The 26,335-nt window shown below is 67.5% G+C and carries 30 protein-coding genes and 1 tRNA gene; 16 read left to right on the top strand and 15 right to left on the bottom strand.

Translation table 11 applies throughout. The features are described 5' to 3' along the window. Nucleotides 1-132: 132 nt before the first annotated feature. Genes kdsB through VPH43_RS07105 form a run of 5 tightly spaced genes read right to left on the bottom strand, consistent with a single transcriptional unit; the run spans nucleotide 133 to nucleotide 3,232 of the window. Nucleotides 133-888 (bottom strand): 3-deoxy-manno-octulosonate cytidylyltransferase, encoded by a 756-nt coding sequence (kdsB, locus tag VPH43_RS07125; RefSeq protein ID WP_328576984.1) that lies wholly within the window; start codon nucleotides 886-888, stop codon nucleotides 133-135. 4 nt (nucleotides 889-892) lie between these two features. Continuing rightward, nucleotides 893-1,114: a Trm112 family protein gene (locus VPH43_RS07120; protein WP_328576983.1), complete on the bottom strand. Its 222-nt coding sequence runs from the start codon at nucleotides 1,112-1,114 to the stop codon at nucleotides 893-895. After that, nucleotides 1,104-2,135, bottom strand: a complete 1,032-nt coding sequence (gene lpxK / locus VPH43_RS07115; RefSeq protein ID WP_328576982.1) for a tetraacyldisaccharide 4'-kinase — start codon at nucleotides 2,133-2,135, stop codon at nucleotides 1,104-1,106. Before lpxK ends, VPH43_RS07120 begins: the two co-directional genes overlap by 11 nt. Before the next feature lie 18 nt (nucleotides 2,136-2,153). Further along, a complete protein-coding gene (locus VPH43_RS07110; protein WP_328576981.1) occupies nucleotides 2,154-2,585 on the bottom strand; it encodes an ExbD/TolR family protein in 432 nt (143 codons plus the stop codon). After that, nucleotides 2,582-3,232: a MotA/TolQ/ExbB proton channel family protein gene (locus VPH43_RS07105; protein ID WP_328576980.1), complete on the bottom strand. Its 651-nt coding sequence runs from the start codon at nucleotides 3,230-3,232 to the stop codon at nucleotides 2,582-2,584. The genes VPH43_RS07110 and VPH43_RS07105 overlap by 4 nt, the downstream gene beginning before the upstream one ends. Here VPH43_RS07105 and VPH43_RS07100 point away from each other — a divergent pair. From VPH43_RS07100 to VPH43_RS07080, 5 genes are all read left to right on the top strand, one after another. Then, nucleotides 3,219-3,578 (top strand): hypothetical protein, encoded by a 360-nt coding sequence (locus VPH43_RS07100; RefSeq protein ID WP_328576979.1) that lies wholly within the window; start codon nucleotides 3,219-3,221, stop codon nucleotides 3,576-3,578. The genes VPH43_RS07105 and VPH43_RS07100 overlap by 14 nt on opposite strands. After that, entirely contained in the window at nucleotides 3,575-4,894 is a 1,320-nt protein-coding gene (gene xseA / locus VPH43_RS07095) for an exodeoxyribonuclease VII large subunit (protein WP_328576978.1), read from the top strand. The genes VPH43_RS07100 and xseA overlap by 4 nt, the downstream gene beginning before the upstream one ends. A 123-nt stretch (nucleotides 4,895-5,017) precedes the next feature. After that, nucleotides 5,018-5,599: a superoxide dismutase gene (locus tag VPH43_RS07090; protein ID WP_328576977.1), complete on the top strand. Its 582-nt coding sequence runs from the start codon at nucleotides 5,018-5,020 to the stop codon at nucleotides 5,597-5,599. Nucleotides 5,600-5,672: 73 nt separating this feature from the next. Continuing rightward, the gene (locus VPH43_RS07085) at nucleotides 5,673-6,362 is read left to right on the top strand and encodes a response regulator transcription factor (RefSeq protein WP_328576976.1); all 690 of its coding nucleotides are present in this window, start codon (nucleotides 5,673-5,675) and stop codon (nucleotides 6,360-6,362) included. After that, nucleotides 6,359-7,780, top strand: a complete 1,422-nt coding sequence (locus VPH43_RS07080) for a sensor histidine kinase (protein ID WP_328576975.1) — start codon at nucleotides 6,359-6,361, stop codon at nucleotides 7,778-7,780. The genes VPH43_RS07085 and VPH43_RS07080 overlap by 4 nt, the downstream gene beginning before the upstream one ends. Nucleotides 7,781-7,793: 13 nt before the next feature. Here VPH43_RS07080 and VPH43_RS07075 read toward each other — a convergent pair whose 3' ends face one another. Together VPH43_RS07075 and VPH43_RS07070 are read right to left on the bottom strand one after the other, a co-directional pair. After that, a complete protein-coding gene (locus VPH43_RS07075) occupies nucleotides 7,794-8,264 on the bottom strand; it encodes a DUF192 domain-containing protein (protein WP_328576974.1) in 471 nt (156 codons plus the stop codon). Between the two features lie 130 nt (nucleotides 8,265-8,394). Beyond that, nucleotides 8,395-8,598 (bottom strand): hypothetical protein, encoded by a 204-nt coding sequence (locus VPH43_RS07070; RefSeq protein ID WP_328576973.1) that lies wholly within the window; start codon nucleotides 8,596-8,598, stop codon nucleotides 8,395-8,397. A gap of 195 nt (nucleotides 8,599-8,793) precedes the next feature. Here VPH43_RS07070 and icd point away from each other — a divergent pair, with 195 nt between their 5' ends. Further along, nucleotides 8,794-10,047, top strand: coding sequence for an NADP-dependent isocitrate dehydrogenase (gene icd / locus VPH43_RS07065; RefSeq protein WP_328576972.1), 1,254 nt, complete (start codon nucleotides 8,794-8,796; stop codon nucleotides 10,045-10,047). Nucleotides 10,048-10,125: 78 nt separating this feature from the next. On the opposite strand, the gene VPH43_RS07060 is transcribed toward icd, so the two are convergent. Then, complete coding sequence (locus tag VPH43_RS07060) at nucleotides 10,126-10,401, bottom strand: cold shock domain-containing protein (RefSeq protein WP_328576971.1); 276 nt, start codon at nucleotides 10,399-10,401, stop codon at nucleotides 10,126-10,128. 234 nt (nucleotides 10,402-10,635) lie between these two features. On the opposite strand from VPH43_RS07060, the gene clpS reads away from it, so the two are divergent. Both clpS and clpA read left to right on the top strand, forming a co-directional pair. Further along, nucleotides 10,636-10,992 carry an ATP-dependent Clp protease adapter ClpS gene (gene clpS, locus VPH43_RS07055; protein ID WP_328576970.1) on the top strand — a complete coding sequence of 119 codons (357 nt, stop codon included), beginning with the start codon at nucleotides 10,636-10,638 and terminating at the stop codon, nucleotides 10,990-10,992. Beyond that, entirely contained in the window at nucleotides 10,989-13,298 is a 2,310-nt protein-coding gene (gene clpA / locus VPH43_RS07050; protein WP_328576969.1) for an ATP-dependent Clp protease ATP-binding subunit ClpA, read from the top strand. The genes clpS and clpA overlap by 4 nt, the downstream gene beginning before the upstream one ends. On the opposite strand, the gene VPH43_RS07045 is transcribed toward clpA, so the two are convergent. The 5 genes from VPH43_RS07045 to VPH43_RS07025 are packed head-to-tail and all read right to left on the bottom strand — an operon-like array spanning nucleotide 13,295 to nucleotide 16,514. Next, nucleotides 13,295-14,086 (bottom strand): zinc-dependent peptidase, encoded by a 792-nt coding sequence (locus tag VPH43_RS07045; RefSeq protein ID WP_328576968.1) that lies wholly within the window; start codon nucleotides 14,084-14,086, stop codon nucleotides 13,295-13,297. The genes clpA and VPH43_RS07045 overlap by 4 nt on opposite strands. Further along, complete coding sequence (locus VPH43_RS07040) at nucleotides 14,086-14,877, bottom strand: UDP-2,3-diacylglucosamine diphosphatase (RefSeq protein WP_442909228.1); 792 nt, start codon at nucleotides 14,875-14,877, stop codon at nucleotides 14,086-14,088. The genes VPH43_RS07045 and VPH43_RS07040 overlap by 1 nt, the downstream gene beginning before the upstream one ends. Next, nucleotides 14,878-15,378 carry a peptidylprolyl isomerase gene (locus VPH43_RS07035; protein WP_328576967.1) on the bottom strand — a complete coding sequence of 167 codons (501 nt, stop codon included), beginning with the start codon at nucleotides 15,376-15,378 and terminating at the stop codon, nucleotides 14,878-14,880. It abuts the gene before it with no gap. 1 nt (nucleotide 15,379) lies between these two features. Further along, nucleotides 15,380-15,952, bottom strand: coding sequence for a peptidylprolyl isomerase (locus tag VPH43_RS07030; RefSeq protein WP_328576966.1), 573 nt, complete (start codon nucleotides 15,950-15,952; stop codon nucleotides 15,380-15,382). 46 nt (nucleotides 15,953-15,998) lie between these two features. Continuing rightward, nucleotides 15,999-16,514 (bottom strand): tetratricopeptide repeat protein, encoded by a 516-nt coding sequence (locus tag VPH43_RS07025; protein ID WP_328576965.1) that lies wholly within the window; start codon nucleotides 16,512-16,514, stop codon nucleotides 15,999-16,001. A gap of 176 nt (nucleotides 16,515-16,690) precedes the next feature. Here VPH43_RS07025 and cysS point away from each other — a divergent pair, with 176 nt between their 5' ends. The 6 genes from cysS (at nucleotide 16,691) to VPH43_RS06995 (ending at nucleotide 22,579) form a co-directional block, all read left to right on the top strand. Beyond that, nucleotides 16,691-18,064 (top strand): cysteine--tRNA ligase, encoded by a 1,374-nt coding sequence (gene cysS, locus VPH43_RS07020; RefSeq protein WP_328576964.1) that lies wholly within the window; start codon nucleotides 16,691-16,693, stop codon nucleotides 18,062-18,064. A 3-nt stretch (nucleotides 18,065-18,067) separates the two neighbouring features. After that, a complete protein-coding gene (locus tag VPH43_RS07015; RefSeq protein ID WP_328576963.1) occupies nucleotides 18,068-18,721 on the top strand; it encodes a DNA-3-methyladenine glycosylase family protein in 654 nt (217 codons plus the stop codon). A 60-nt stretch (nucleotides 18,722-18,781) separates the two neighbouring features. Next, entirely contained in the window at nucleotides 18,782-19,753 is a 972-nt protein-coding gene (locus tag VPH43_RS07010; RefSeq protein ID WP_328576962.1) for an acetyl-CoA carboxylase carboxyltransferase subunit alpha, read from the top strand. A gap of 26 nt (nucleotides 19,754-19,779) precedes the next feature. Continuing rightward, a complete protein-coding gene (gene tilS / locus VPH43_RS07005) occupies nucleotides 19,780-21,111 on the top strand; it encodes a tRNA lysidine(34) synthetase TilS (RefSeq protein ID WP_328577383.1) in 1,332 nt (443 codons plus the stop codon). A gap of 72 nt (nucleotides 21,112-21,183) precedes the next feature. Next, nucleotides 21,184-22,452 carry an aspartate kinase gene (locus VPH43_RS07000; protein WP_328576961.1) on the top strand — a complete coding sequence of 423 codons (1,269 nt, stop codon included), beginning with the start codon at nucleotides 21,184-21,186 and terminating at the stop codon, nucleotides 22,450-22,452. A gap of 34 nt (nucleotides 22,453-22,486) precedes the next feature. Next, nucleotides 22,487-22,579: transfer RNA gene (locus VPH43_RS06995), tRNA-Ser, on the top strand. A 155-nt stretch (nucleotides 22,580-22,734) separates the two neighbouring features. On the opposite strand, the gene VPH43_RS06990 is transcribed toward VPH43_RS06995, so the two are convergent. Beyond that, nucleotides 22,735-23,304 (bottom strand): PEP-CTERM sorting domain-containing protein, encoded by a 570-nt coding sequence (locus VPH43_RS06990; protein ID WP_328576960.1) that lies wholly within the window; start codon nucleotides 23,302-23,304, stop codon nucleotides 22,735-22,737. A 99-nt stretch (nucleotides 23,305-23,403) separates the two neighbouring features. After that, nucleotides 23,404-23,748, bottom strand: a complete 345-nt coding sequence (locus tag VPH43_RS06985) for a hypothetical protein (RefSeq protein ID WP_328576959.1) — start codon at nucleotides 23,746-23,748, stop codon at nucleotides 23,404-23,406. Nucleotides 23,749-23,883: 135 nt separating this feature from the next. On the opposite strand from VPH43_RS06985, the gene VPH43_RS06980 reads away from it, so the two are divergent. Together VPH43_RS06980 and VPH43_RS06975 are read left to right on the top strand one after the other, a co-directional pair. Then, the gene (locus tag VPH43_RS06980) at nucleotides 23,884-24,045 is read left to right on the top strand and encodes a hypothetical protein (protein WP_328576958.1); all 162 of its coding nucleotides are present in this window, start codon (nucleotides 23,884-23,886) and stop codon (nucleotides 24,043-24,045) included. Between the two features lie 40 nt (nucleotides 24,046-24,085). Then, complete coding sequence (locus VPH43_RS06975) at nucleotides 24,086-26,242, top strand: AsmA family protein (protein ID WP_328576957.1); 2,157 nt, start codon at nucleotides 24,086-24,088, stop codon at nucleotides 26,240-26,242. Nucleotides 26,243-26,335: the final 93 nt, after the last annotated feature.

Genomic DNA, 26,335 nt, shown 5'->3' with positions numbered 1-26,335 from the left:
CAGATGTTGTGATGCGTGCCCTTGCGGCCGCAGGGGGCGCGTGCAGAGCAGTGGCTTTGGAGAATATCACGCGGCCCCCTGCGCAAAGCTGACGCCGCAACCGACGAACGACCTGGACGCCGCGTTGCGGTGTCAGGCAAACATCGCGCGTACGCGGGCCAGGTCCTCTGGCGTGTCCACGCCGATGCCGGGCGCGTGCGGGCTCACGTGCACGGCAATGCGCTCGCCATGCCACAGCACCCGCAGTTGCTCCAGCGATTCCATGCGCTCCAGCGGGGCTGGCGCCAGTTGCGGAAAGCCACGCAGAAAACCCGCCCGGTAGCCATACAGGCCCACATGCCGCAGCGGCGCGGGCGAGGGCAGGGCGCTCACGCCGGCTGCTTGTGGACCGTCGCGCCACCACGGAATGCTGGCCCGGCTGAAATACAGCGCACGGTTCGCGGCGTCCAGCACCACCTTCACCACATTGGGGTTCGAGAAGTCGGCCGGGTCCTGAATCGGGTGGGCCACCGTGCTCACCATGCAGTCGGGGCGCTGGTCCAGCAAGGCGGCGCAGGCGTCGATGAGGGCCGGGTCGATCAGCGGTTCGTCGCCTTGCACGTTCACCACGCGGTGGTCGCCCTGCCATCCGAGTTGCTCGCAGGCTTCGGCCAGCCGGTCGCTGCCGCTGGGATGGTCCTTGCGCGTGAGGACGACACGCACGCCGTGCGCGGTGCAGGCGTCCACGATCAAGGCGTCGTCAGCGGCGACCACGATGTCCGAGGCCTGCGACAACGCCGCGCGCTCCGCAACACGCACCACCATCGGCAAGCCGGCAATGTCCGCCAGGGGTTTGTTGGGCAGCCGGGTCGATGCCAGCCGCGCCGGGATGAGCACGCCGAAGCTCATGGGCTCAGGGCAGCGGCAGCGGGGACGGTGGCACCGCGTCGCCCGGTTCGACGTGGCGCGCTTCCTGTTCCAGCATCACCGGGATGCCATCCCGCACCGGGAACGCCAGGCGGTCGGCGTGGCACACCAGTTCGGCTGCCTTGCCATCCGCACCACGCTGCAGTTCCAGCGGGCCTTTGCAGAGGGGACAAACCAGCAGTTCGAGCAAGCGGTGGTCAACGGTCATGGCGGCGGGGCAAGGGCAGCGCGCGGTGCACTGCCGCGGTGAATGCGGCGGGGAGGCGCAAGTCTAGCGCCACCACCCAGACCCGGACCCCGGCCGCGCGATGCGGCGGCAGCTTCACCGCGTCCTTCTCGGTGACCAGCACGTCGCCCGCATCCGCGGGCCAGGGCAGGCTGCGATAGTCATGGTGATCGGGCAGGGGCACGCGGTGCAGCGTCAACCCCTGGGCGCGCAGCATGGCAAAAAAGCGCTCGGGGTTCGCCATCCCGGCGCAGGCCCATACGGGGCGATCGCGCAGTGCATGCAGCACGGCCAACGCCGGGGGCCGGCCCTGCCACCAGTCGTCCAGCGCCACTGCCCCTGCGAGCGCACGCTGCATGGGCCAGCCGGGCAGGGGGGTGGTGGGCGCAGCGGCGTTGTAGAGCACCAGCGTGCGGGCTGGCAGCCGGGATGGCAGGCGCTCCCGCAGCGGGCCGGACGGCAGCAGCCAGCCATTGCCCGCACCGCGCTCGTCGAACACCAGCACCTGCAGGTCGCGCTCCAGGCGCAGGTGCTGCAGGCCGTCGTCCGAGACGATCACGTCCACGTCCGGGTGGCGCGCGAGCAAAGCCGCAGCGGCACTGACCCGATCGCGGCCCACGGTGACCGGCAGGCCGGTGCGCAGGTGGATCAGCAAGGGCTCGTCGCCCACCTCGGCCGGGTCGCTGCTGGCATCCACCGGCGCGATGGCGTCGCTGCTGCGGCCATACCCGCGCGAAATCACGCCGGGTGTCCAACCGGCCGCGGCCAGCTCACGCGTCAGGGCGATCACGGTGGGTGTCTTGCCGGCACCGCCCACGATCAGGTTGCCCACCACCACCACCGGCACCGGCAGCTTGCGCGAGCGCAGCGCACCGAGCCGGTAGAGGCCCTGGCGCACCCGCGTGACGCCGGCGTAGACGCCGGTGAGCGGCAGCAGCGCCAGGGTCAAGGCGGTGAAGCCGCGCCGCCACCAGCCGTGCTGCAGGCGATCGGCCAAGGTCATGCAAAAAGCCTGGCGGCTTCAGCGTCCAGGGGCGGTGCCACCGCTGGTCTGCGTGGCGAACGTCAGGCGCGGCAGGCCGGCCCGGCGCGCGGCGTCCAGCACGTTGACCACCGACTGGTGGGCGGCGGTGGCGTCGGCGGAGACGATCACCACCGCATCCTTCTGCCCCGCGGCGGCCGCGGCCAGCTCGGCGGTCAGCAGCTCCACGCTGCGGCCTTCCACCGCCTTGCGGTTCACCGCATAGCGGCCATCGGCGGACACCGCCACCACGATCTCGGCGGGCCGGTCGCGCAACTGCTCGGCGTCCGCGCTGGGCAGGGTGACCTGCAACTCGGTGAACTTGGAGTAGGTGGTCGACAACATCAGGAAGATGAGGATCACCAGCAGCACGTCGATGAACGGGATCAGGTTGATCTCCGGTTCCTCAGGGTGGCGCCTGCGGAAGTTCATGGTGCAACAGCGTGCTGCGGCGGCGTGCGTACCGCGAAGCGCATCAAGTGCGGCACCAGGCGTTCGGCCGACTGCTCCATCTCGATCGCGAACTCGTCGATGCGGCCGCGGAAGTAGCGGTAGAACATGAGCGACGGCACGGCGACGATCAGGCCCAGCGCCGTGTTGTACAGCGCCACCGAGATGCCGTGCGCCAGCAGCGCCGGGTTGGTGCCCCCGGTGGGTGCCTGGGAGCCGAAGATCTCGATCATGCCCACCACCGTGCCGAACAAGCCCAGCAAGGGCGCCACGGCGGCGATGCTGCCCAGCGTGTTGAGGTAGCGTTCCAGCCGGTGCACCGCGGCGCGGCCGGCGCTTTCGAAGGCCTGGCGCAGCGCCTGCTCGGTGATGCGCGGCTCGGCGATCACCGCACGCAGCCCGCTGGCCAGCACCTGGCCCAGCACCGAGGTCTGTGCGAGCTTGTTCACCACGTCCGCGGCCGGCAGGGTGTTGCGCGTGACGGTCACCACTTCGTCAGTGAGCGACGGCGGCGCCACGCGGGACGGGCGCAGGGTGGACAGCCGCTCGATGATCAGCGCAAGCGCCACGATCGAGCAGAGGATCAACGGGTAAATCGGCCAACCGGCGGCTTGTATGATCGAAAACAACGCGGTCCTCTTCAGGGTGGGCGGCTTTGGCGAGGCGCGATTATGGCGTGTTGCGCCTGGCGGTCCAGCGGTGGGACCGGTCGTTGTCGTGTTGCGTCAAGAGCCGCCGCAATCCATCCACCGCAGCTGTGGACAACTTTGTGGGCAAGTCGGCTCCGACGGCCGCAAAGCCGCGATTTTTCTCGCCTTGCCTCAGTTTGCTCAAAGTTTGGGCACGGAAAACTCTTTGAAAATCAATCACTTGCTTCATTGTGACGACATGGTGACAGGCATAGTGGCCTGCCAGCCCAGCATTGGCGCGCTTGTGGAGTTCTGCAGCCGCGCCGGCATTGGGATAGCGGCGTGACCGAGGGCAACGACCTCGTAGGCGCGGGCCGGCTGGTGTGGAGCGTTTCCGCCTTGCTGCTGGCAGCGAACGACCAGCTGCAGGCGCGTTTCGGGGCCTGCGCGGTGCGTGGCGAGCTGTCCGGCTTCACGCGCGCGGGCAGCGGGCACTGCTACTTCACCCTCAAGGATCCCGAGGGGGGGGGCTCTTTGCGCTGCGCCATGTTCCGTCGCGCCGCCGGCCTGCTGGACTTTGCGCCGCGTGACGGGCTGCAGGTGCAACTGCGTGGCCGCATCGCGGTGTACGAAGCCCGCGGCGAGCTGCAACTCGTGGTGGAAGCCATGCAGCGCGTGGGGGCCGGCACGCTGTACGAGGAGTTCCTGCGCCTCAAGGCGCGGCTGGAGGCGCAAGGTGTGTTCGACCCGGCACGCAAGCGTCCGCTGCCCTTGCATCCGCGCCGCGTGGGCGTGGTCACCTCGCTGGGTGCTGCGGCGCTGCGCGATGTGCTCACCACGCTGGCGCGCCGGGTGCCGCATGTGGAAGTGGTGGTCTACCCGAGCCTTGTGCAGGGCGCCGAAGCGCCTGCGGCGCTGGTCGACGCGCTGGCGCTGGCCGCGGCCCGCGCGGAGGCCGAGGTGCTCATCCTCTGCCGTGGCGGAGGCTCGCTGGAGGACCTGTGGGCCTTCAACGACGAGCGCCTGGTGCGTGCGGTGGCGGCATCGCCGCTGCCGGTGGTGTGTGGCGTGGGCCACGAGTCGGACGTGACGCTGGCCGATCTGGCGGCCGACCTGCGGGCACCCACGCCCACGGCCGCGGCAGAGCTGGTGTCGGCGGCCAGCGCCGAGCTGGAGGATGCGTTGGCGGGGCTGCAGTGGCGCCTGCAGCGTGCGGTGCAGCGTCAGCTGGAGGGCAGGGCGATGCGGCTCGACCAGTTGTCGCTGCGCTTTCTTCGGCCCGCGCAGGCACTGGCCCGCCACGCCCATGCCTTGCGGGCGCAGGACGAGCGGCGCCGCACCGCGCTGGCGACCGCGCTGCGCCTGCAGCAGCGCAGCCAGCAGGAGCTGGCCGGCCGACTGCTGCGCGGCGGGCGATCCCAGCAGCGCAGGGCGTCTGCCTGGCTGGATGCCTTGCAGGCGCGGCTGGAGGCACTTGATCCGTCCCGCGTGCTCGCCCGCGGGTATGCCTGGGTCACCGACGCAGGCGGGCTCCCGCTGGTGTCGGCCCAGCAGGTGCAGCCCGGCCAGACGCTGCAGGCGGTGTGGGCCGATGGCCAGGCGACGGCCCAGGTGCTGGATGTGCAGGTGGCGCCCAGCGCGGGGCATCGCACCGGGCGTTGACGGCAGCAGGGCCTTGCGTGTCCGGTCGCGCCGCCGCAGCCTGCAAGCTGCCTACAATGGCCCGCTCTCCTGTCCCAGGGACCGCTCCTGCCCGAGCGCACTCACAAGTCGAAAGGAACCCAGATGGAACACACGCTGCCCCCGTTGCCGTACCCCCATGACGCGCTGGCCCCGCACATGAGCCGCGAGACCTTGGAGTACCACCACGACAAGCACCACAACGCCTATGTCGTGAACCTGAACAACCTCCAGAAGGGCACCGAGTTCGAGAACATGGGCCTGGAGGACATCATCAAGAAGTCCTCCGGCGGCATCTACAACAACGCGGCGCAGGTCTGGAACCACACCTTCTTCTGGAACTGCCTCAAGCCGAACGGCGGCGGCGAGCCGCAAGGCGCGCTGGGCCAGGCGATCAGCGCCAAGTGGGGCTCCTACGCTGCCTTCAAGGAGGCCTTCACCAAGTCGGCGGTGGGCAACTTCGGCTCCGGCTGGACCTGGCTGGTGAAAAAGGCGGACGGCACGGTGGACATCGTCAACATGGGCGCCGCCGGCACGCCGCTGACCACCGGCGACAAGGCGCTGCTCACCATCGACGTGTGGGAGCACGCCTACTACATCGACTTCCGCAACCTGCGCCCCAAGTTTGTCGAGACCTTCCTGGACAAGCTGGTGAACTGGGAGTTCGCCGAGAAGAACTTCGCCTGAAGCGACACTTCGCGCAGCGCCACACCGGCCCGAGGGCCGGTTTTTTCATGTCCACGCGGCACAATCCGGCGCCATGCGCATCCTGCTGGTCGAAGACGATCCCGCATTGAGCCTCGGCGTGGCCCGGGCGCTGGAGCGTGAGGGCTGGCGGGTGGATGTGCTGGCCGACGGTGTGCAGGCCTGCGCCGAAGGGCTGATCGGCCAGTTCGACCTCGCCGTGCTGGACCTCGGCCTGCCGCGCAAGGACGGCATGGAAGTGCTGCGCCATTGGCGCAGCCGCGGGGCCAAGCTGCCGGTGCTGCTGCTCACCGCGCGCGACGAGCTCACCGACCGTGTGCAGGGCCTGAACGCCGGCGCCGACGACTACCTGGTCAAGCCCTTCGATGTGCCTGAGCTGGTGGCGCGGCTGCGGGCGCTGAAGCGGCGCGCCGAAGGGCGCATCAGCGAAACCATCAGCCTGGCCGACCTGGTGCTGGACATCGCGCACCGGGAGCTCACCTACCGCGGCGAGCGGGTGCGCATGAGCCCGCGCGAGATGGCGCTCACCGAACTGCTGATGCACAAGGCGGGCCGCGTGGTGCCCAAGGAGACGATCGTTGCCACCTTGTCGAGCTGGGAGGCCGACTTCAGCGAAAACTCGGTGGAGGTGTACGTGCACCGCCTGCGCAAGCGCTTTGCGGAACTCGGCGTGGTGATCAAGACGGTGCGTGGGTTCGGTTATGTGATGGAGGCCGCTCCGCCGCAGGACAGCGGCAACGCGTGAGCCAGCCGCGCCGCCACGGCCCCAGCATCCGCCGCCAGCTGCTGCAGCCCCTGCTGTGGATCTGGCTGCTGGGCACTGCGGCCGCCGTCGGAGGCGCCTACCTGCTTGCGCGCAACAGCGCCAACGCCGCCTTCGACCGCAGCCTCCAGGACGAAGCCACGGCGCTGGCGGCCAAGGTGGTGTGGAGCGACCGCGGGCCCCTGCTGGACCTCACGCGCCAGGCGCGCGAGCTGGTCACCTGGGACACCGAGGACCGCAACAGCTTTGCCATGGTGGATGCAGACGGCAATGTGCTGGCTGGGGACGCCACGGTGCCGATTCCGCCTATGCGCAACCGCAAGACCTTCGAGCAGCCGGTGCTGTTCGACGCCGAGTATGAGAACGAGCCCGTGCGCGGTGCGGTGTTCTCCGTGGCGTCGCCGATGCTGGACCGCTCGGTATCCATCGTGGTGGTGGAAACCACCCGCAAGCGCAACGTGCTGGTGCGCGACATCCAGCTGGGCATCATGCTGCCCGCCTTTGCGCTCGGTACGCTGACCTTCGTGCTGCTGGGCTGGGGCATCCGGCGCGGGCTGCAGCCCCTGCGCGAAGTGGCGGCCGATGTGGCCCGCCGCGACGCCGCTGACTGGAGCCCCTTGCCGCTGCAGCAGGTGCCCGCGGAAGCGGTGCCGCTCATCGAGCGCATCAACATGCTGCTGGCCGACGTGCAGCAGTCGGTGTCACTGCAGCGGCGCTTTGTCGCCGACGCCGCCCATCAGCTGCGCACCCCGGTGGCCGGCATCCGGGTGCTGGCGCAGGAGCTCGAGCAGGAACTGCTGGCGCTGCCCCAGCCGGCGGCGGGCGATCTGCCATGGCAGCCGCTGCTGCAACAGCTGCTGCGCTCCAGCGAGCGCCTGTCGCGCCTGATCGGCCAACTGCTCAGCCTGGCGCGGTCGGAGACGGCCTTGTCGGTGAACGCCGAGCAGGTGCCGATGGACATCGTGCCGCTGGTGCGCGAATCGGCCGAACCGATGGTGCTGCAGGGCTTGCGGGAGGGGCGTTCAGTCGCACTGGACGCGCCGGACGAACCCGTGGTGGCCCGGGCTCACCCCTTGTGGCTGGGCGAGGTGCTCACCAACCTGCTGGACAACGCCCGCCGCTATGGGGGGCAGCACATCGTCGTGCGGGTTCGCCCGCTGTCCGGTGGTGGCGCCGAGGTGCAGGTGGAGGACGACGGCGAAGGTGTGGCGCCCGAGCAGCTGGGCCGCATGTTCGAGCCGTTCTGGCGCGGCGAGCGGGCCGACCTGCGCAATGACGGCGGCACTGGCCTGGGCCTGGCCATCGCACGTGAAATCGTCGAGCGGCTCGGGGGGCGGCTCGACGTGAGCAGCCGGCCGTCGTTCCCGGGGATCCGGTTCACCGTCCGGCTGGCCGCATGATGCGGCGGCGGCTTCAGGGGCGGAACGGTGCGCCGCTGAGGCGGAAACCGGCCTTGATGCCGCGCTTGGCGAACCAGCCCTGGTTCATCTCCAGCGCATAGCGCACCGGCTTCAGCGGGCAGTTGGAAGCCGTGGTCTGCGGCCTCATGTCGACGATGTTGACGATGCTGCCGTCGTCGCCCAGGAAGGCGATCGACAGGGGCAGCAACGTGTTCTTCATCCAGAAGCAGTGCAGCGCCGGCTCCTCGAAGACGAACAGCATGCCTTCGTGCTGGGCCATCTCCTGCCGCAGCATCAGGCCCATCTGCCGCTGTTCGTCCGTACGGGCCACCTCGGCACGGATGTTGTGCATGCCCGCAGTCAGCGTCACGGTGTCCAGCTTGGGCTGGGGCTCCGTCTGGGCGGCGCAATGCAGGGTAGCGGCGGCCAGGGCAAGGGCTGACAAGCAGCGGGCCAGCGTGGAGGCGAACATGGTGGTGAGCATTCGATGGGGTGGGCGAGAGGCGCAGATTATTGAACGCCGCCGCGCGCTGAAACGACGACGCCCGGCCAGGGCCGGGCGTCGGGGCTCAGAGGTCAGCCGAAACCGGCCGCCTCAAGAAGCTGGAAGCCAATTACTTCTTGGCTTCTTCCTTCTTCTCGGCCTTCTTTTCGTCCTTGGCGGCGGCCTTCTCGGCCTTCTTCTCGGCCTTGGCGCCGGAAGCAGCGGAGGCGGCGGCCGGGGCGGCTTCAGCCTTCTTCTCTTCCTTCTTGGCGTCAGCGGCGAAGGCGCCGGTAGCGAAAGCAGCAGCGATCAGGGCGGCCAGGAGCTTGTTCATTTTGGAATACCTTTCGAAAGTTTTGGATTTCGCCCCCCTCCAACTGGGAGGCGAGGTGAGAACGCGGGCGGGTTGCGAACGGTTGACACGCCGCAAGGGAATCTCGCGACAGCGGGCTGAAAGCCTCGCTGGCATAGAATCCGCCGCTTAGACTTTTTCCTCTAGCCGCAGTCAACTCCCAGAGCCAGCAGACACATGTACCAGCACATCAAGGTGCCCGAGGGCGGGCAGAAGATCACCGTCAACGCCGACTTCTCGCTCAACGTGCCCGACCAGCCGATCATTCCCTACATTGAAGGGGACGGCACCGGCTTCGACATCACGCCGGTGATGATCAAGGTGGTGGACGCCGCGGTGGCCAAGTCGTACGGCGGCAAGCGCCAGATCCACTGGATGGAGGTGTACGCCGGTGAGAAGTCCACCAAGGTCTACGGCCCGGACGTCTGGCTGCCCGAGGAAACACTGCAGGTCCTGAAGGACTACGTGGTGTCCATCAAGGGCCCGCTCACCACCCCGGTGGGCGGTGGCATCCGCTCGCTCAACGTGGCGCTGCGCCAGGAACTCGACCTCTACGTCTGCCTGCGGCCGATCCAGTATTTCAAGGGCGTGCCGTCTCCCGTGAAGGAGCCGGAAAAGACCCACATGGTGATCTTCCGCGAGAACTCGGAAGACATTTATGCCGGCATCGAATACGAAGCCGAAAGCGACAAGGCGAAGAAGCTGATCGATTTCCTGATCAAGGAGATGGGCGTCAAGAAGATCCGCTTCCCGAATACCTCGGGCATCGGCATCAAGCCAGTTTCGCGCGAAGGCACCGAGCGCCTGGTGCGCAAGGCCATCCAGTACGCCGTGGACAACGACAAGCCTTCGGTGACCCTGGTGCACAAGGGCAACATCATGAAGTTCACGGAAGGCGGCTTCCGGGACTGGGGTTATGCCTTGGCACAGCGCGAATTCGGCGCCCAGCCGATCGACGGCGGCCCGTGGTGCAAGTTCAAGAACCCGAAGACCGGCCGCGACATCGTGATCAAGGATTCGATCGCGGACGCCTTCCTGCAGCAGATCCTGCTGCGGCCGGCGGAGTACTCGGTGATCGCGACGCTGAACCTCAACGGCGACTACGTGTCCGACGCGCTGGCGGCGCAGGTGGGTGGCATCGGCATCGCGCCCGGCGCCAACATGAGCGACTCGGTGGCGATGTTCGAGGCCACCCATGGCACCGCGCCCAAGTACGCCGGCAAGGACTATGTCAACCCGGGCTCCGAGATCCTGTCCGCGGAAATGATGCTGCGCCACATGGGCTGGACCGAAGCGGCCGACCTGATCATCAGCGCGATGGAAAAGGCGATCCTGTCCAAGAAGGTCACCTACGACTTTGCACGCCTGATGGACGGTGCCACCCAGGTGTCGTGCTCCGGCTTCGGCCAGGTTATGATCGACAACATGTGATGGCGCCAACGCCCGCCTTCCGGTGGGCGGCCACAAAAAAGCCCGCCGGAAGGCGGGCTTTGTCATTTCGGCGAGACTTCAGCCGGCCATGGCCAGCGAGCCATCGCCCGGCACCGAGAGGGCAGGGCGTTCCGCGAGCGGCGCGGCCTTTTCCACCGGGCGAATGTTCTGGGCGAGGTCACCCTTGGGGCCCTGCACCAGTTCATAGCTGACCTGGCTGCCTTGCTTCAAGGTGCGAAAGCCGTCCATGACGATGGCGGAAAAATGGGCGAAAACGTCCGCTCCGCCGCCTTCCGGCTCAATGAAACCAAACCCCTTGGCGTCATTGAACCACTTTACTGTGCCGATGGGCATGAGTCTCTCTCCTCCAGGGCTGACGCCTGTTTGCGCGCGGATTGTGAAGTGGCGCTCAACAAGGTGTCAAGCCGCTGACACGGGGGCCGGCAGGGTGCGGCCGGACGGAAAAAAATCATCAAACCCGCAGTGGCCGTTCTTATCCGCGGCTTGATCTGGCCCAGGTCGGTGCAATATGAGTGGCATTGCAGTTGCTCATCCACTGCAGGAACTCTGAATCTATAGAATCAATCCATGCCAGTGGACCCCCCCCAACCGCCGGTGACGCCGCCCGAGACGCCCCGTCAGGATGACGGGCAGGGCGCTGTCGTGGCGGAACGGAAAACAGCCAAAACCGAGCCTCCCCCGATGTACCAGGTCGTCATGCTCAATGACGACTACACGCCGATGGAGTTTGTGGTGATGGTCTTGCAGGAGTACTTCAAGCGTGATCTGGAGACTGCCACCCAGATCATGTTGAAGATCCATCACGAGGGTCGTGGCGTCTGCGGTGTCTACACCAAGGACGTTGCGGCCACGAAAGTCGAACTGGTGCTCGCCGCGGCCCGCCGCGCCGGTCATCCGTTGCAGTGCATTATGGAGGCCGCATGATCGCGCAAGAATTGGAAGTCAGCCTGCACATGGCGTTCGTGGAAGCGCGCCAGCAGCGGCATGAATTCATCACTGTCGAGCATTTGCTGATGGCATTGCTCGACAACCCCTCAGCCGCCGAAGTGCTGCGCGCCTGCGCCGCCAACATCGACGACCTGCGGAAGAGCCTGACCACCTTCATCAAGGAGAACACGCCCACCGTGGGTGGCTCCGACGAGGTGGACACCCAGCCCACGCTGGGTTTCCAGCGCGTGATCCAGCGGGCCATCATGCACGTGCAGAGCACGGGCAGCGGCAAGAAGGAAGTCACCGGCGCCAACGTGCTGGTGGCGATCTTCGGCGAGAAGGATTCCCATGCGGTGTACTACCTGCACCAGCAGGGTGTCACCCGCCTGGACGTGGTGAACTACATCGCCCATGGCATCAAGAAGTCCGACCCGCCCGAGCCGGCCAAGCCGAGCGAGGGCAGCAGCCAGGGCGGCGAGGGTGAGAAGGAAGAGGGCGGCGAGGGCAAGGGCTCCCCGCTCGACCAGTTCACCCAGAACCTGAACCAGCTCGCCCGCGAAGGCAAGATCGATCCGCTGATCGGCCGCGAGCTGGAAGTGGAACGTGTCATCCAGGTGCTGTGCCGCCGGCGCAAGAACAATCCGCTGCTGGTGGGTGAGGCGGGCGTGGGGAAGACGGCGATTGCCGAAGGCCTGGCCTGGCGCATCACCGAGGGCGACGTGCCCGAGGTGCTGATCGACTCCACCGTCTACACCCTGGACATGGGCGCGCTGCTGGCCGGCACCAAGTACCGCGGCGACTTCGAGCAGCGCCTGAAGGGCGTGCTCAAGCAGCTGAAGGACCAGCCCAACGCCATCCTCTTCATCGATGAGATCCACACACTGATCGGTGCCGGCGCAGCATCGGGCGGCACGCTGGACGCCAGCAACCTGCTCAAGCCCGCCTTGAGCAGCGGCCAGATGAAGTGCATCGGCGCGACCACCTTCACCGAGTACCGTGGCATCTTCGAGAAGGACGCGGCGCTGTCGCGGCGCTTCCAGAAGGTCGACGTGGTGGAGCCGTCGGTGGAGCAGACCATCGAGATCCTCAAGGGCCTGAAGTCGCGCTTCGAGGAGCACCACAGCGTGAAGTACGCGCTGGGCGCCCTGCAGGCGGCCGCGGAGCTGTCCGCCAAGTTCATCAATGACCGTCACCTGCCTGACAAGGCGATCGACGTCATCGACGAAGCCGGCGCGGCCCAGCGCATCCTGCCCAAGAGCAAGCAGAAGAAGACGATCACCCGCACAGAAGTGGAAGAGATCGTCTCCAAGATCGCACGCATCCCGCCGGCCAGCGTGTCCAGCGACGACCGCGGCAAGCTGAAGAGCCTGGACCGTGACCTGAAGAGCGTGGTGTTCGGGCAGGACCCGGCCATCGACGCCCTGGCAGCCGCCATCAAGATGGCCCGCTCGGGCCTTGGCAAGCCGGACAAGCCGATCGGCTCCTTCCTGTTCAGCGGCCCCACGGGTGTGGGCAAGACGGAAGTGGCCAAGCAACTGGCCTACATCCTGGGCATCGAGCTGATCCGCTTCGACATGTCCGAGTACATGGAGCGCCATGCGGTCAGCCGCCTGATCGGCGCGCCCCCCGGTTACGTCGGCTTTGACCAGGGCGGCCTGCTGACCGAGGCGGTGACCAAGAAGCCGCATGCGGTGCTGCTGCTCGACGAGATCGAGAAGGCGCATCCGGACGTCTTCAACGTGCTGCTGCAGGTGATGGACCACGGCACGCTGACCGACAACAACGGCCGCAAGGCCGACTTCCGCAACGTCATCATCATCATGACGACGAACGCGGGCGCCGAGATGATGGGCAAGGCGACCATCGGCTTCACCAACGCCCGCGAGTCGGGCGACGAGATGGCCGACATCAAACGCCTGTTCACGCCGGAGTTCCGCAACCGCCTGGACGCGATCGTCAGCTTCAAGGGCCTGGACGAGGAGATCATCCTGCGGGTGGTCGACAAGTTCCTGCTGCAGCTGGAAAGCCAGCTGGCCGAGAAGAAGGTGGAGGTCACCTTCACCGACGGCCTGCGCAAGCACCTGGCCAAGAAGGGCTTCGATCCGCTGATGGGTGCACGGCCGATGCAGCGCCTGATCCAGGACACCATCCGTCGTGCGCTGGCCGACGAGCTGCTGTTCGGGCGCCTGGTCGATGGCGGCCGCCTCACGGTGGATGTGGACGACGAAGGCAACCCCATCCTGGACATCCAGCCGCCGCGCAAGAGCGACAAGCCGAAGGCAGAGCCGGCGACCGCTTAAGTCGCGAGCGGGGCCGCAGGGTCCTGCTGGAAGTAACCCGAGAGCAGCCGGTACAACGCCGGCTGCTCTTTTTTCATGGGCTGCGGAGCGACAAAAAACGCCTCGGACGCCACGGCAAAGAACTCCTCCGGCGCCTGCGCGCCATACGGGTCCAGCACGGTCTCCCGGCCGGCGTCCACCCAGCCGCAGAAGCGTTCGTACTCCTCGTCCAGCACCGCCGCCCACTGTTCATATGCCTCGGTGCTGGCCAGGCCGGGAATGCCGTCGATCTCGCCATTGAGCGCGTCCAGCACGTGGGCAAACTCATGGATGACGACGTTGTAGCCCCAGTCGGTGAGCTCCTGGGCGTCGCGCACGTCAGTCCAGCTCAGCATCACCTGGCCGGTGTCGATGGACGCCTCGCCCACCAGCGGCTCATCGTATTCATGCACCACGCCGTCCTCGTCGGTCACCACACGCCGGGCAACCACCTCGTCGGCATGCAGCACCACGCTGACGAAGCCATCGTAGGCCGACAGTCCCAACCGCAGCACGGGCAGGCAGGCCTGCGCGGCCACGGCCACGGCAATGTCGTCGCTCACCTCCAGGCCGTCGACGCCGTGGAATTCCTTGCGGTCGAGGAACAGGCTGGTGAGGCGGCGCAAGGCCTGCACGTCGGCGTCCGGACGCTGGGCAAGGAAGGGATAGCGCAGCAGCGTCAGCTGCCACAGTGCGTCCGGGATGGCGCGCCGCTGGAGCGCCCTGGATTCGCGCTGCAGCTGCCAGCGCTGCCACCAGCGCGCGAGCATCACGCCAGCGCCAGCGCCAGCTCGGGCGCAAGGCGGACCAGGCCCTCGCGGGTGAGGCGCAGCACCTCCGCTCTGGGGTGGGTGCCATCGAGATCCCAGTCGCTGAGCACGTGGCGTTCAAAACCCGGCGCCAGGATGTCGTGGCCTGGGCGATGGGTATGGCCGTGGAGCATCTGCGCGGCGCCAGCCGCCTGTAGCCACTGCACCGCTGTGCCGGCGTCCACATCCGCCCAGTCGGTGGGCATCTGGCCACGCTTGTTGGCTTCGCTCGCGTCGCGCATCTGCCGCGCGAGCGCCTGCCGCTCGGCCAATCCGCGGGCCAGGAAGGCTTGTTGCCAGGCGGGATCCCGGACCATGGCGCGAAAGCGCTGGTATTCAGTGTCGGCGATGCACAGGGCGTCGCCATGGGTGAGCAGCAGCGTTTGACCCCAGGCCTGCAGCAGCGTCGGGTCGGCCAGCCGGTGCATGCCACAGTCGGCCAACAAGGCCTCGCCCACCAGGAAGTCGCGGTTGCCCGCCATGAAGGCGATGTGGCGCCGGCCGGCGGCGGCCTTCAGCACCTGGGCGCAACGCTGCTCGAAGCCGCTGTGGCGGGCATCGTCGCCCACCCAGGCTTCGAACACATCGCCGAGCAGCCACACCGCGTCGGCGGTGGTGTGCAGCAGCTGGCGCTCCCAGGCGTCGAAGGTCCGCGGATGCTCGGCATCCAGGTGCAGGTCGGAGATGAAGTCGATCGCGCGCCAGTGCGCCGGCGCCTCGAATCGGCCGATCTGCCCAGGCGCCAGGCTCACTCAGGCAACCTCGACCGCGCGCTCGATGATCACGTCCTCGGCCGGCACGTCGCCATGGCCGGCCTTGCGGGTGGTGGCCACCTTCTCGATCGCGTCCACCACGTCCTGGCCGGCCACCACGCGGCCGAACACCGCATAGCCCCAGCCGTCCTGCGAGCGGTCCTTGTCGAGGAAGCTGTTGTTGGTGGTGTTGATGAAGAACTGAGCGGTGGCCGAATGCGGCGCCGAGGTGCGGGCCATGGCCAGCGTGTAGTGCTCGTTCTTCAGGCCATTGGCCGATTCGTTGGCCACCGGGGCGTCGGTGGGCTTCTGCTTCATGCCGGGCTCGAAGCCGCCGCCCTGGATCATGAAGCCGGGGATGACGCGGTGGAACACCGTGCCGTCGTAGTGGCCCTTGCGCACATAGGCGAGGAAGTTCTCCACCGTGGCCGGCGCCTTGGCGTCGTCGAGCTCGATGCGGATCGTGCCTTTGTTGGTGGTGAGTTCTACGGTCTTGGTCATGTCATTTCTCCAGGGTGGCTTTCTTGATGGTCACCGGTTGCAGCGGCACGTTCTGGTGCCCGCCCTTGTCGCCCGTGGGCACGGCCTTGATCTTGTCGACCACGTCCATGCCTTCGATCACCTTGCCGAACACGGCGTAGCCATTGCCGTCGCGGGCATTGGCGGCATCGAGGAAGGGGTTGTCCTTCACGTTGATGAAGAACTGCGAGGTGGCCGAATTGGGGTCCATGGTGCGCGCCATCGCCAGCGTGCCGCGCTCGTTGTTCAGGCCGTTCCTGCTTTCCAGCGGGATGGGTGCCTTGGTCGGCTTTTCCTTCATGTCGGCGGTCATGCCACCGCCCTGGATCATGAAGTTCTCGATCACGCGGTGGAAGATCGTGCCGTTGTAGTGGCCGGCCTTCACGTATTGCACGAAGTTGGCCACCGACTTGGGCGCTTTCTCCGCGTCCAGCTGGACAACGATGTCACCCAGGCTGGTGGCCAGGCGGACCTTCTGCGCCCAGGCGGGCAGGGCGGCCAGCAGGCCAAAGCCGCTGAGCACGGCGGTGGCAACCAGGCGGTGGGGCAGCTTCATGATGGGGAGTCTCCTTGCAATGCCCGGTTGGCCGGGCGGTGGAATATCAGGAGCCGCGCGGTGAGCGGGCCACCAACTGGCGTGCGAGCTGGAGCTTGCGCTGGAGCTCGGCGCCGCGTGCGCCGGCGCGTTCATACGATTGAAGGGCCAGCTGCACGTACACGTCGCCCAGGTTCTCATGCGCGGTCGCGTAGGCGGGATCGTTGCGCAACGCGGTTTCGAGGGCGTCGCGCGCCTTGTCGAGCTGACCTTGCGCGGCATACAGGACCGCGAGGTTGTTGTACGGCTCCGGCAGCTCGGGGTATTCCTGCGTCAGGCGTTGGTAGATGTCGGCCGCTTCGGCGCTTCGGCCGGTTTCCGCCAGCAGCACGGCCTTCAGGAAACGCAGCTGGGCGTCCTGCGGCTGGGCCTGGATCGCGCGGTCTAGCCGCTCAGTCGCTTGCACGCGGTCGCCTGCGCGATACGCCCGCTCGATGTCCCTGGCCGACTCGTTCTGCGCGGCCACCACGTTGCACAGCGCGCAGCACACGGCAGCCAGACAGAAGCGAAGGGAAGGGAGCATCGGGGTCGGATGTGAGCGGCGGCTGGATGCGGGCCTGCCGGGCGCGGGCCCGTGGGCCGCCTGCCCGAAAATGGGGCAGCCGCTATACTGATTCGATTGTAGCGACGCCCGTCGCCTGCGCTCGGTTCACCCTGCAACACCGGGTCCCTGCGCCCTCCACACACTGCCGTCGGCCGATGACCCTGCGCATCTACAACACGCTCTCGCGAGAGCTGGAACCGTTTGAACCGATCGAGCCGGGCCATGTGCGCATGTATGTGTGCGGCATGACGATCTACGACCTGTGCCACGTGGGCCATGCGCGCATGATGATGGCCTTCGACATCGTCTACCGTTGGCTGCAGACGCTGGGCTACCAGGTCACCTACGCGCGCAACATCACCGACATCGACGACAAGATCATCAAGCGTGCGCTCGAGCGCAACATGTCGATCCGCGCGCTCACCGACGAGATGATCGCCGCGATGCACGCCGACATCGGCAGCCTGGGCATCGCCCGGCCCACGCATGAGCCGCGTGCCACGGAATACGTGCCGCAGATGCTGGACATGGTGGGTGCTCTCGAACGCAAGGGCCTGGCCTATCGCGCCCCCAGCGGCGACGTGAACTACGCCGTGCGCAAGTTCCCCGGCTACGGCAAGCTCTCGGGCAAGTCGCTGGACGAGCTGCGCGCGGGCGAGCGCGTGGCCGTGCTGGACGGCAAGGAAGACCCCCTGGACTTCGTGCTATGGAAAGCCGCCAAACCGAGCGAGCCGGCCGACGCCAAGTGGGACGCGCCCTTCGGCGCGGGCCGCCCCGGATGGCATATCGAATGCTCCGCCATGAGCTGCGCGCTGCTGGGCGCGCCCTTCGACATTCACGGCGGTGGCATGGACCTGCAGTTTCCCCATCACGAGAACGAGATCGCACAGAGCGAGGGCGCGCTCGGCAAGCCCTTCGTCAAGGTGTGGATGCACAACGGCTTCCTGAATGTGGACAACGAGAAGATGTCCAAGTCACTGGGCAACTTCTTCACCATCCGCGATGTGCTCCAGCGCTACGACGGCGAGACGCTGCGTTTCTTCATGCTGCGCACGCACTACCGCAGCCCGTTCAACTTCAGCGATGTGAATCTCGACGACGCGCGCAACGCCTTGCGCCGCCTGTACACCGCGCTCGATGGCATTGAGGTGCCGGCTGGCGAGGTGGACTGGCAGCAGCCGGCCGCGGCGGCCTTCCGCGCCGCGATGAACGAGGACTTCAACACGCCGGGCGCCGTGGCCGTGCTCTTCGAGCTGGCGGGCGACCTCAACCGCACACGCGATGCCGCCACCGCGGCCCTCCTCAAGGGCCTGGGCGCCAGCCTGGGCATCCTGCAGCAGCCGCCGCGCAGCTACCTGCAGGCCGGTACGTCGCTGGACGACGCAACCATCCAGGAGCGCATCGCTGCGCGCGCGGCCGCCAAGAAGGCGCGCGACTTTGCCGAAGCCGACCGCATCCGCAAGGAGCTGGCCGACCAGGGCATCGTGCTGCAGGACTCGCCCACCGGCACCACCTGGGTCAAGGCCTGACCGGTGGCACGGCCGAGCGCGGCGGGTGTCACGCCCGACTACTGGGACGATGCGTGCAAGCATCTCGCGCGGCGCGACCGTGTGATGAAAAAACTGATTCCCCAGTTCGGCGAGGCGCGCCTGCAAAGCCGCGGCGACGCCTTCACCACGCTGGCGCGCTCCATCGTCGGCCAGCAGATCTCGGTGAAGGCAGCCCAATCGGTGTGGGGCCGTTTTGCCGACGTGGTCGGCGGGCTGTCCACCCGCGTCGCACCGGGCGCGGTGCTCGCGCTGGACACCACCCAGCTGCGGGCGGTGGGCCTGTCGGCCCGCAAGGCCGACTACCTGCTGGACCTGGCGCAGCACTTCGAAACCGGCCAGGTGCACGTGCGCCAGTGGCAACAGATGGACGACGAGGCCATCATCGAGGAGCTGGTGGCCATCCGGGGCATCGGCCGCTGGACGGCGGAGATGTTCCTCATCTTCCACCTGATGCGCCCCAACGTGCTGCCGCTGGACGACCTGGGCCTGCTCAAGGGCATCTCGCTCAACTACTTCAGCGGCGAGCCGGTGTCCCGCGCCGAGGCCCGCGAGCTGGGCGAGGGCTGGGCGCCGTTTCGATCCGTTGCGACTTGGTATATTTGGCGCAGTCTCGATCCCCTGCCGGTCGATTACTGACCGCCTCGGCGGCGCGCCTTCAGCCGCAGCGCCTGCATCAACCTCGACATGAGGACACGGATGAGCAAACGACATTTCCTGGAGTTCGAGCAGCCGATCGCCGAACTGGAGTCGAAGATCGAAGAGCTGCGCTATGTGCAAAGCGAGTCGGCCGTCGACATCTCCGAAGAGATCGAACGGCTGGACAAGAAGAGCACCCAGCTCACCAAGGACATCTACTCCAGCCTGACGCCCTGGCAGGTGACGCAGATCGCGCGCCATCCGCAGCGGCCGTACACGCTGGACTACGTCAACGACATCTTCACCGACTTCGAGGAACTGCACGGCGACCGCGCCTTCGCGGACGACCTCTCCATCGTCGGCGGCCTCGCGCGTTTCAACGGCCAGGCCTGCATGGTGCTGGGGCACCAGAAGGGCCGTGACACCAAGGAGCGTGCAGCGCGCAATTTCGGCATGTCGCGCCCCGAGGGCTACCGCAAGGCGCTGCGCCTGATGAAGCTGGCCGAGAAGTTCGGCCTGCCGGTGTTCACCTTCGTGGACACGCCCGGCGCCTACCCCGGCATCGGCGCCGAGGAGCGCGGCCAGTCCGAGGCCATCGGCCGCAACATCTTCGAGATGGCGCAGCTGGAAGTGCCCATCATCACCACCATCATCGGCGAAGGCGGCTCCGGCGGCGCGCTGGCCATCAGCGTGGGTGACCAGGTGCTGATGCTGCAGTTTTCGGTGTATTCGGTGATCTCGCCCGAGGGCTGCGCCTCCATCCTCTGGAAGACCTCGGAGCGTGCCTCCGAGGCGGCCGAGGCGCTGGGCATCACCGCCCATCGGCTGAAGGCCCTGGGCCTGATCGACAAGATCGTCAGCGAGCCGGTGGGGGGCGCGCATCGCGACCCCAAGTACATGTCGGCCCAGCTCAAGCGCGCGCTCAACGACGCGCTGCGCCAGGTGGTCGACCTGAAGCCCAAGGAGCTGCTGCAGCGCCGCTATGAGCGCCTGCAGTCCTACGGCCGCTTCAGCGACACCAAGGAACGCTGAGCGCTCCCGTGGCGCGCGGCGCCACCATGGGCGAACGGCCCTGCGTTGCAGTGGCCTTCAGCGGCGGGCGCGATTCCACCGCCTTGCTGCACGTTGTGCTGCGCCAGGCGGCCGCGAGCGGGCTACGTGTCGCCGCCTTGCATGTGCACCACGGGTTGCAGCCGCGGGCGGATGCCTGGCTCGCACAGCTGCGCCGCCGGTGCGCCGGGTGGGCCAGGCAGGGCGCTCCCCTGGAGTTCGATGCCAGGCGCTTGCCGGGGCAACCAGGCCCCGGGGAAAGCGTGGAAGCCTGGGCCCGGCGCGGCCGTTATGCAGCCCTGGCCGAGATGGCGAACGCAGCGGGCTGCTCGCTGGTGCTGCTGGCCCATCACCGGCGTGACCAGGCGGAGACCTTCCTGCTCCAGGCCTTGCGTGGTGGCGGGGCCGCCGGCCTGTCCGGCATGCCGGCCACCGCGATGCGCGACGGGCTCACCTGGGCCCGGCCCTGGCTGCACCTGCCCCGCGAGGCGATCGAGTCCTATGTGCGCCGGCACCGGCTGCGCTTCATCGACGATGCGAGCAACGACGATCCCCGGTATGCCCGCAACCGGCTCCGCTTGCAGGTCTGGCCGGCGCTGACCGGGGCGTTCACCGACGCCGAAGCTTGCCTCGTGGCGGCGGCCACACGGGCCCAGCAGGAGGCGGCCTGCCTCGTCGAGCTGGCGCAGGCCGACCTTGCCGACATCGAGGCTGGCGATGGCCTTCTGATCGACAGCTGGTGCCGCCTGTCGGTTGCGCGGCGTGCCAATGCGCTACGTGCCTGGCTGCGCCGCCGTTGTGGGGCGGGTCCGGCTGAGCCGTTTCTTCAACGCCTGCTGAAAGAGCTGCCGGCCGGCGCGGCGCCGGCCCGCTGGCCGGGCGAGGGCGGTGAGCTGAGGCGCTATCGCGGCGTGCTGCGCTGGTGGCCGGAGCCGGCATCGGACCGGTCGGAGCCTCATGCCACGCCGCTGCGGATCACTTCGCCCGGGCGCTATGCCGTGCCCTCCTGGCAGGGCGTGCTGCATGTGCTGCCGGTGGCCCAAGGTGGCGTGGCCTTGTCGTGTCTTGCGGGCGCGCAGCTGCGCCCCCGGGCGGGCGGCGAACGCTTCCAGCGTGGCGCGCGGGGAGTGGCCCGTTCGCTCAAGAAGCAGTACCAGGCCGCCGGCCTTGCTGCGTGGGAACGCAACGCACCCTTGCTGTATGGCGAAGGGGGCGAGTTGGTGTTCGTGCCCGGCCTCGGCATCGATGGCCGCGCCCTCGCGCCAGAGGGTGTTCCGCAGGTGATGCTGCGCTGGGAGCCGACCGAAGGCGCGCCTGGCGCCACCCCGGGAAAGCCCTGAGCGCGCCCTTAGAATCGACGGTTTGCGGCCCAGACGCCGCGCGGCTTTTCCACTGCGTTCCCCCAGCAAGCCATGGCATTGATCGTTCACAAGTACGGCGGCACCTCGATGGGCTCCACGGAGCGCATTCGCAATGTCGCGAAACGGGTGGCCAAGTGGGCCCGCGCCGGACACCAGATGGTGGTGGTGCCCTCCGCGATGAGCGGGGAGACCAATCGGCTGCTCGGCCTGGCCAAGGAGCTCTCGCCCGAAATTCCCACGCCCGCGCTCATGCGCGAGCTGGACATGATTGCGGCCACCGGCGAGCAGGTGTCCGTGGGCCTGCTGGCGATCGCCCTGCAGGCCGAGGGCATGCAGGCGGTCAGCTACACCGGCTGGCAGGTGCCGATCAAGACCGACTCCGCCTATACCAAGGCGCGCATCGAAAGCATCGACGACGAGCGTGTGCGTGCCGACCTGGCGGCTGGCAAGGTGGTCATCATCACCGGCTTCCAGGGCATCGATTCTGATGGCCATATCACCACGCTGGGCCGTGGCGGCTCCGACACCTCGGCGGTGGCGGTGGCGGCGGCGATGAAGGCGGCCGAGTGCCTGATCTACACCGACGTCGACGGCGTCTACACCACCGACCCGCGCGTGGTGCCGGAAGCGCGCCGCCTGCACACCATCACCTTCGAAGAGATGCTGGAGATGGCCAGCCTCGGCTCCAAGGTGCTGCAGATCCGCTCGGTGGAGTTTGCGGGCAAGTACCGTGTACCGTTGCGTGTGCTGTCCAGCTTCACGCCCTGGGACATCGACATCGACGAGGAAGCCCGGTCGGGCACGCTGATCACCTTTGAGGAAGACGTAAAAATGGAACAAGCCGTTGTCTCGGGCATCGCGTTCAACCGCGACGAAGCCAAGCTCACCGTCATGGGCGTGCCGGACAAGCCCGGCATCGCCTACCAGATCCTCGGGCCGATCGCCGATGCCAACATCGACATCGACGTGATCATCCAGAACGTGTCGCACGACGGCAAGACGGACTTCTCGTTCACCGTGCACCGCAACGACTACGCTCGCGCGCTGGATCTGCTGAAAACCCAGGTGGGCCCCGCCTGCAACGCCGCGCAGGTGGTGGGCGATCCCAAGATCTGCAAGGTGAGCATCGTGGGCATCGGCATGCGCAGCCATGTGGGCGTGGCCAGCAAGATGTTCCGCGCCCTGAGCGAAGAGGGCATCAACATCCAGATGATCAGCACCAGCGAGATCAAGACCAGCGTGGTCATCGACGAGAAGTACATGGAGCTCGCGGTGCGCGCGCTGCACAAGGCTTTTGACCTCGAACTTCAGACGACCTGAGAATTTTTCGGGCTAGAATGCGCAGCTTCGTGCTGGAGTCGTGACCGAGTGGCCGAAGGTGCTCCCCTGCTAAGGGAGTATGTGGGCAAAACCTGCATCGAGGGTTCGAATCCCTCCGACTCCGCCAACTGAGCAGTATGGAAAACGGGCCCTTGCGGCCCGTTTTGCTTTTTTGTCCGCACCAACGGCTGGCTGCATGGAATGCAGGCCATAAGTGCAGGCGATCCATAACGAAGAAGCCGCCCGAGGGCGGCTTCTGTCTGCACGATGGCAAGCAAGTGCTCAGGCTGCTCGTCTGGTGGCCAAGCGACGCCGGGCCACGCCGATGCCAGCCAAGCCCATCAACGCCATCGCCCAGGTCTGCGGCTCCGGCACGGGCGCCGCGGCGATGGCCGAGGTGCCGTCGTCCAAGATGCTGAACTGCACACCCGGTGCGGTGAGGTCGTAGGCGAAGTTCCCGATGCCGGTGGTCCAGAACAGCGTGGTCTCGGTCTTGGTGTAGGCGTCGCCCCATTCACCGGCGGAGGCACTGAACAGCAGGTTGTTCGTGCCCACGGTGTAGCTGAAGCTGCTCAGCTGCGAGCTCACGAAGAAGCCCATGGGCACCCAGGTTTCAACGGTCGGTAGAACCTGCCTGTCGAAGAACTGGAGGCTGCTGACTTCGCCAAGGCTGATCACGCCGTCGGCGTTGCCATCGGTGGCGGTGAAGCTGCCCTTGGCGGAGCTGATGATGGGTGGGAAGCTGGAGTTGGGATCGTTGAGTCCGGAATATTCGAATTGCCAGGTGGCTGCGTGGGCGAGGGGAGCGGCCAGGATGGTCGCGATGGCGAAGGGAACGACTGCACGCTTCATGTGTACTCCTGTGAATGCGCGTACGAACGGTAGCAGGTCGTTTCTCGCTCGTGTTATCCCTCTGAAGAGGGCCCAGGAAACCACCGAGCTTCTCTGTGGTCAGGCCGCCACGCTGGCCCCCTTGCCAAGCATCAGGTCCTGCACCCACAGGGCCGATTGCGACACCGGTTCGGCCAGCGGCGAGCGCTGGTGGCGCAGGCCGATGGCCACACGGCCCGTCCAGTACACCAGCCGCCCCGTGCCTGGCAACACCACCGGCCCCACATGGCCGGGGGGAATGGCCACTGGCGGCACGGCGTCGCTGGGGCGGATGCGGCCAGCCGCAACCGGGGCCGCTTGTTCGCTTCGGGGTTCGCTCACACGTACGGCGCCACTGCCGCGCGGCTTCAGCTGCAGCTGGCGCTGGCGTTCAGGGCTGCCGATGGACTTGAGCTCAGCCGGCATGGTCGTCTCTCCCGCGGTTTTACAGTTCCTTTCATCGGGCAATGGGCGTACCCGCGCTCCTGTGCCGGCCCCCCCTCGAACGGGCGGGCACGCCGGCTGCCTGACTGCGTGGGCTGACCCCAGGAGACCTGCCCCATGCTGTGCCATTCCGTTCCGCCCATTCCCAGCTGGCGCCCCAACAAGATGCCCTTGATGGACGAGCTGCCTTTTCCAAGTGACCTGGACACCGACGACGATGACGACCTGACCCCGGAGCCGCCGGAATACGGGCCGGTGCCGCACGTCATCGTCCATTGAATCGCCACACGCTGCGCCGCCTTCTGCGGCCCATGCTCCGATGAAGCCGCTGCCCACGTTGCGCGCGCATCCGGTCCTCACCGGGCTGGGGCTGCTGCTGCTGACGCTGGTGGTGGCTTTTGCGCTGTGCGAATGGCGCGGTTGGCCTTTCCTGCGCCAACCCTTGCAGAACACCCTGTCGAAACGGCTGGACCGGGATGTCCAGGTGGGGCAGGAGTTCGACCTGCACCTGCTGGGCGCTCTGCGTGTGCGCAGCGATTCGTTGCACGTCGGCCCGCCCCGCTGGGCGCCGCAAGGGCCCAACGACCGCTTCTTCGATGCGCGCGAGGTCTTCCTCGAGCTGCCGTGGAGCACGCTGTGGAACCTTGCTGTCACCAAGGAGCCGCGCCCGCTGCAGGTGTCCGCGCTCGAGGTGGGCAGCTTCGACGCCGTGCTGTGGCGACGCGCCGATGGGCATGCCAATTGGGAGTTCCAGCTCCCGAAGAAGAAGACGGACCAGCCGGCCGACCTGCCCGAGTTCGACCGCCTGCTGGTGCGCAACGGGCGCCTGTCCCTGGACGACGCGCCCACCACGCTCAAGCTGCGCGCGGAAGCCAGCACCAGCGAAGGCCAGGCCGCCGGCGGCGAGAGCGGCCTGCAGATCAAGGGCGATGGCCACTATCGCGAAGGCGATTTCAACTTCACGATGCGCTCCAACGGGGTGCTGCCGCTGATCGCCGGCAAGAGCGCCGACATGCCGCCGGTGCCCATCACCTTGCAAGGCAAGACGCCCAACGGCCATGTGAAGTTCGAAGGCCAGGCGCGCGACATCATCCACCTGGAAGCGCTGACCGGCAGTTTCCGCATCGGCGGCACCTCGCTGGCGAAGGTGGGCGAGCCCTTTGGCGTGACGCTGCCCACCACCGCGCCTTTCGAGTCGCAAGGCAAGCTTGCCAAGGATGGCCAGGTGTGGAAAGCCGACATCGCCAACTTCAAGGTCGGCTCCAGCCAACTGGCCGGTGAGTTCGCCTTCGATCGCCGGCAGGCGGTGCCGCTGCTCACCGGCGTGCTGCGCGGGCGCAATCTCGACCTGAAGGACCTGGGCCCTGCCTTCGGCAACCCGGCGCCTGGCACCGGCAATCCGGCGAAACCGAGCGGCCGCGTGTTTCCGGACCGCGAATTCGACATCCCCTCGCTGCAGCAGATGAATGCCGATGTGCGGGTGGACCTGGCGCGTGCGGATCTCCACACCGCGCTGCTGGAGCCGCTGTCGCCCCTGCGCGGTCGCATCCGGCTGCAGAACGGCGTGCTCAGCGTCGACCAGCTGGTGGCCACCACCTCGGGTGGTGAGGTCCAGGGCCGTCTGGCGCTCGATGGCCGGCAGGTGAAGAGCCCGCGCTGGAACGGCGACCTGCGCATCGCCGGCGTGCGCCTGGAGCAATGGCTGCGCATGCGCAACAAGCAGGCCAAGCCGGAAACGACCAGCGCCATGGGCAAGACACCGGCCACCACCTATGTGAGCGGCAGCCTGGGCGGGCGCATCCAGTTCACCGGCAGCGGGCGCTCCGTGGCCGACATGGTGAGTTCGCTCGACGGCACCATCGCCGCCTGGGTCAACGACGGCCGTGTGTCGCACCTGGCGCTGGAGGCGGCGGGCATCGACATCGCGCAGGCGCTGGGGGTGCTGGTGCGAGGCGACGACTCCCTGCCGATGCAGTGCGCGGTGACGCAGTTCACCGCCCGCAATGGCGAGCTGCATGCGGACGTGGGCCTCATCGACACCGAAGACACCACGATGATCATCAACGGCGACGTGTCCCTCGCAAAGGAACAGCTGGCCCTGGTGGCGCACGCCAACCCGAAGGACTTTTCGCCCATCGCGTTGCGATCACCCATCCATCTGGAAGGCTCCTTCAGCAAGCCGCACGTGCGACTGGAGACCAAGCCGATCGCGATGAAGGCCGTGGCCGCGGTGGTGCTCGGCGCGATCAATCCGCTGGCCGCGCTGATTCCGCTGGTGGACCCTGGCAAGAAGGTGGCGGTGGGCTGCCAGCAGGCCCTGGAGCACCTGCGCGGCACCCGCGCACGTGGTGTGGAGCCGCCCAAGGTGCAGGCGGCGGGCACCAGCGGCGCCCTGAAGCCAGCCATCCAGCCGGCCGCAGCGCCCAAGGCGAGGGCGCCTTCGCCGAACTCCACACCGGGCGGCGCACGCCACTGAAGCGTCGGCGCAGGCGCACCATCGCCGCTGGCGTCCATCACAAAGGAAACGGCGCGCCGCGCGATGAACGCGGCGCGCCGTCATGCCATGCAG

Origin of the sequence: Ideonella sp. BN130291 (genome assembly GCF_036231905.1) — a bacterium.
Taxonomy (GTDB): Bacteria; Pseudomonadota; Gammaproteobacteria; order Burkholderiales; family Burkholderiaceae_C; genus CAMLIZ01.
The sequence above is the reverse complement of the archived record's forward strand: the minus strand, read 5'-3'. Positions and strand labels throughout refer to the sequence as shown.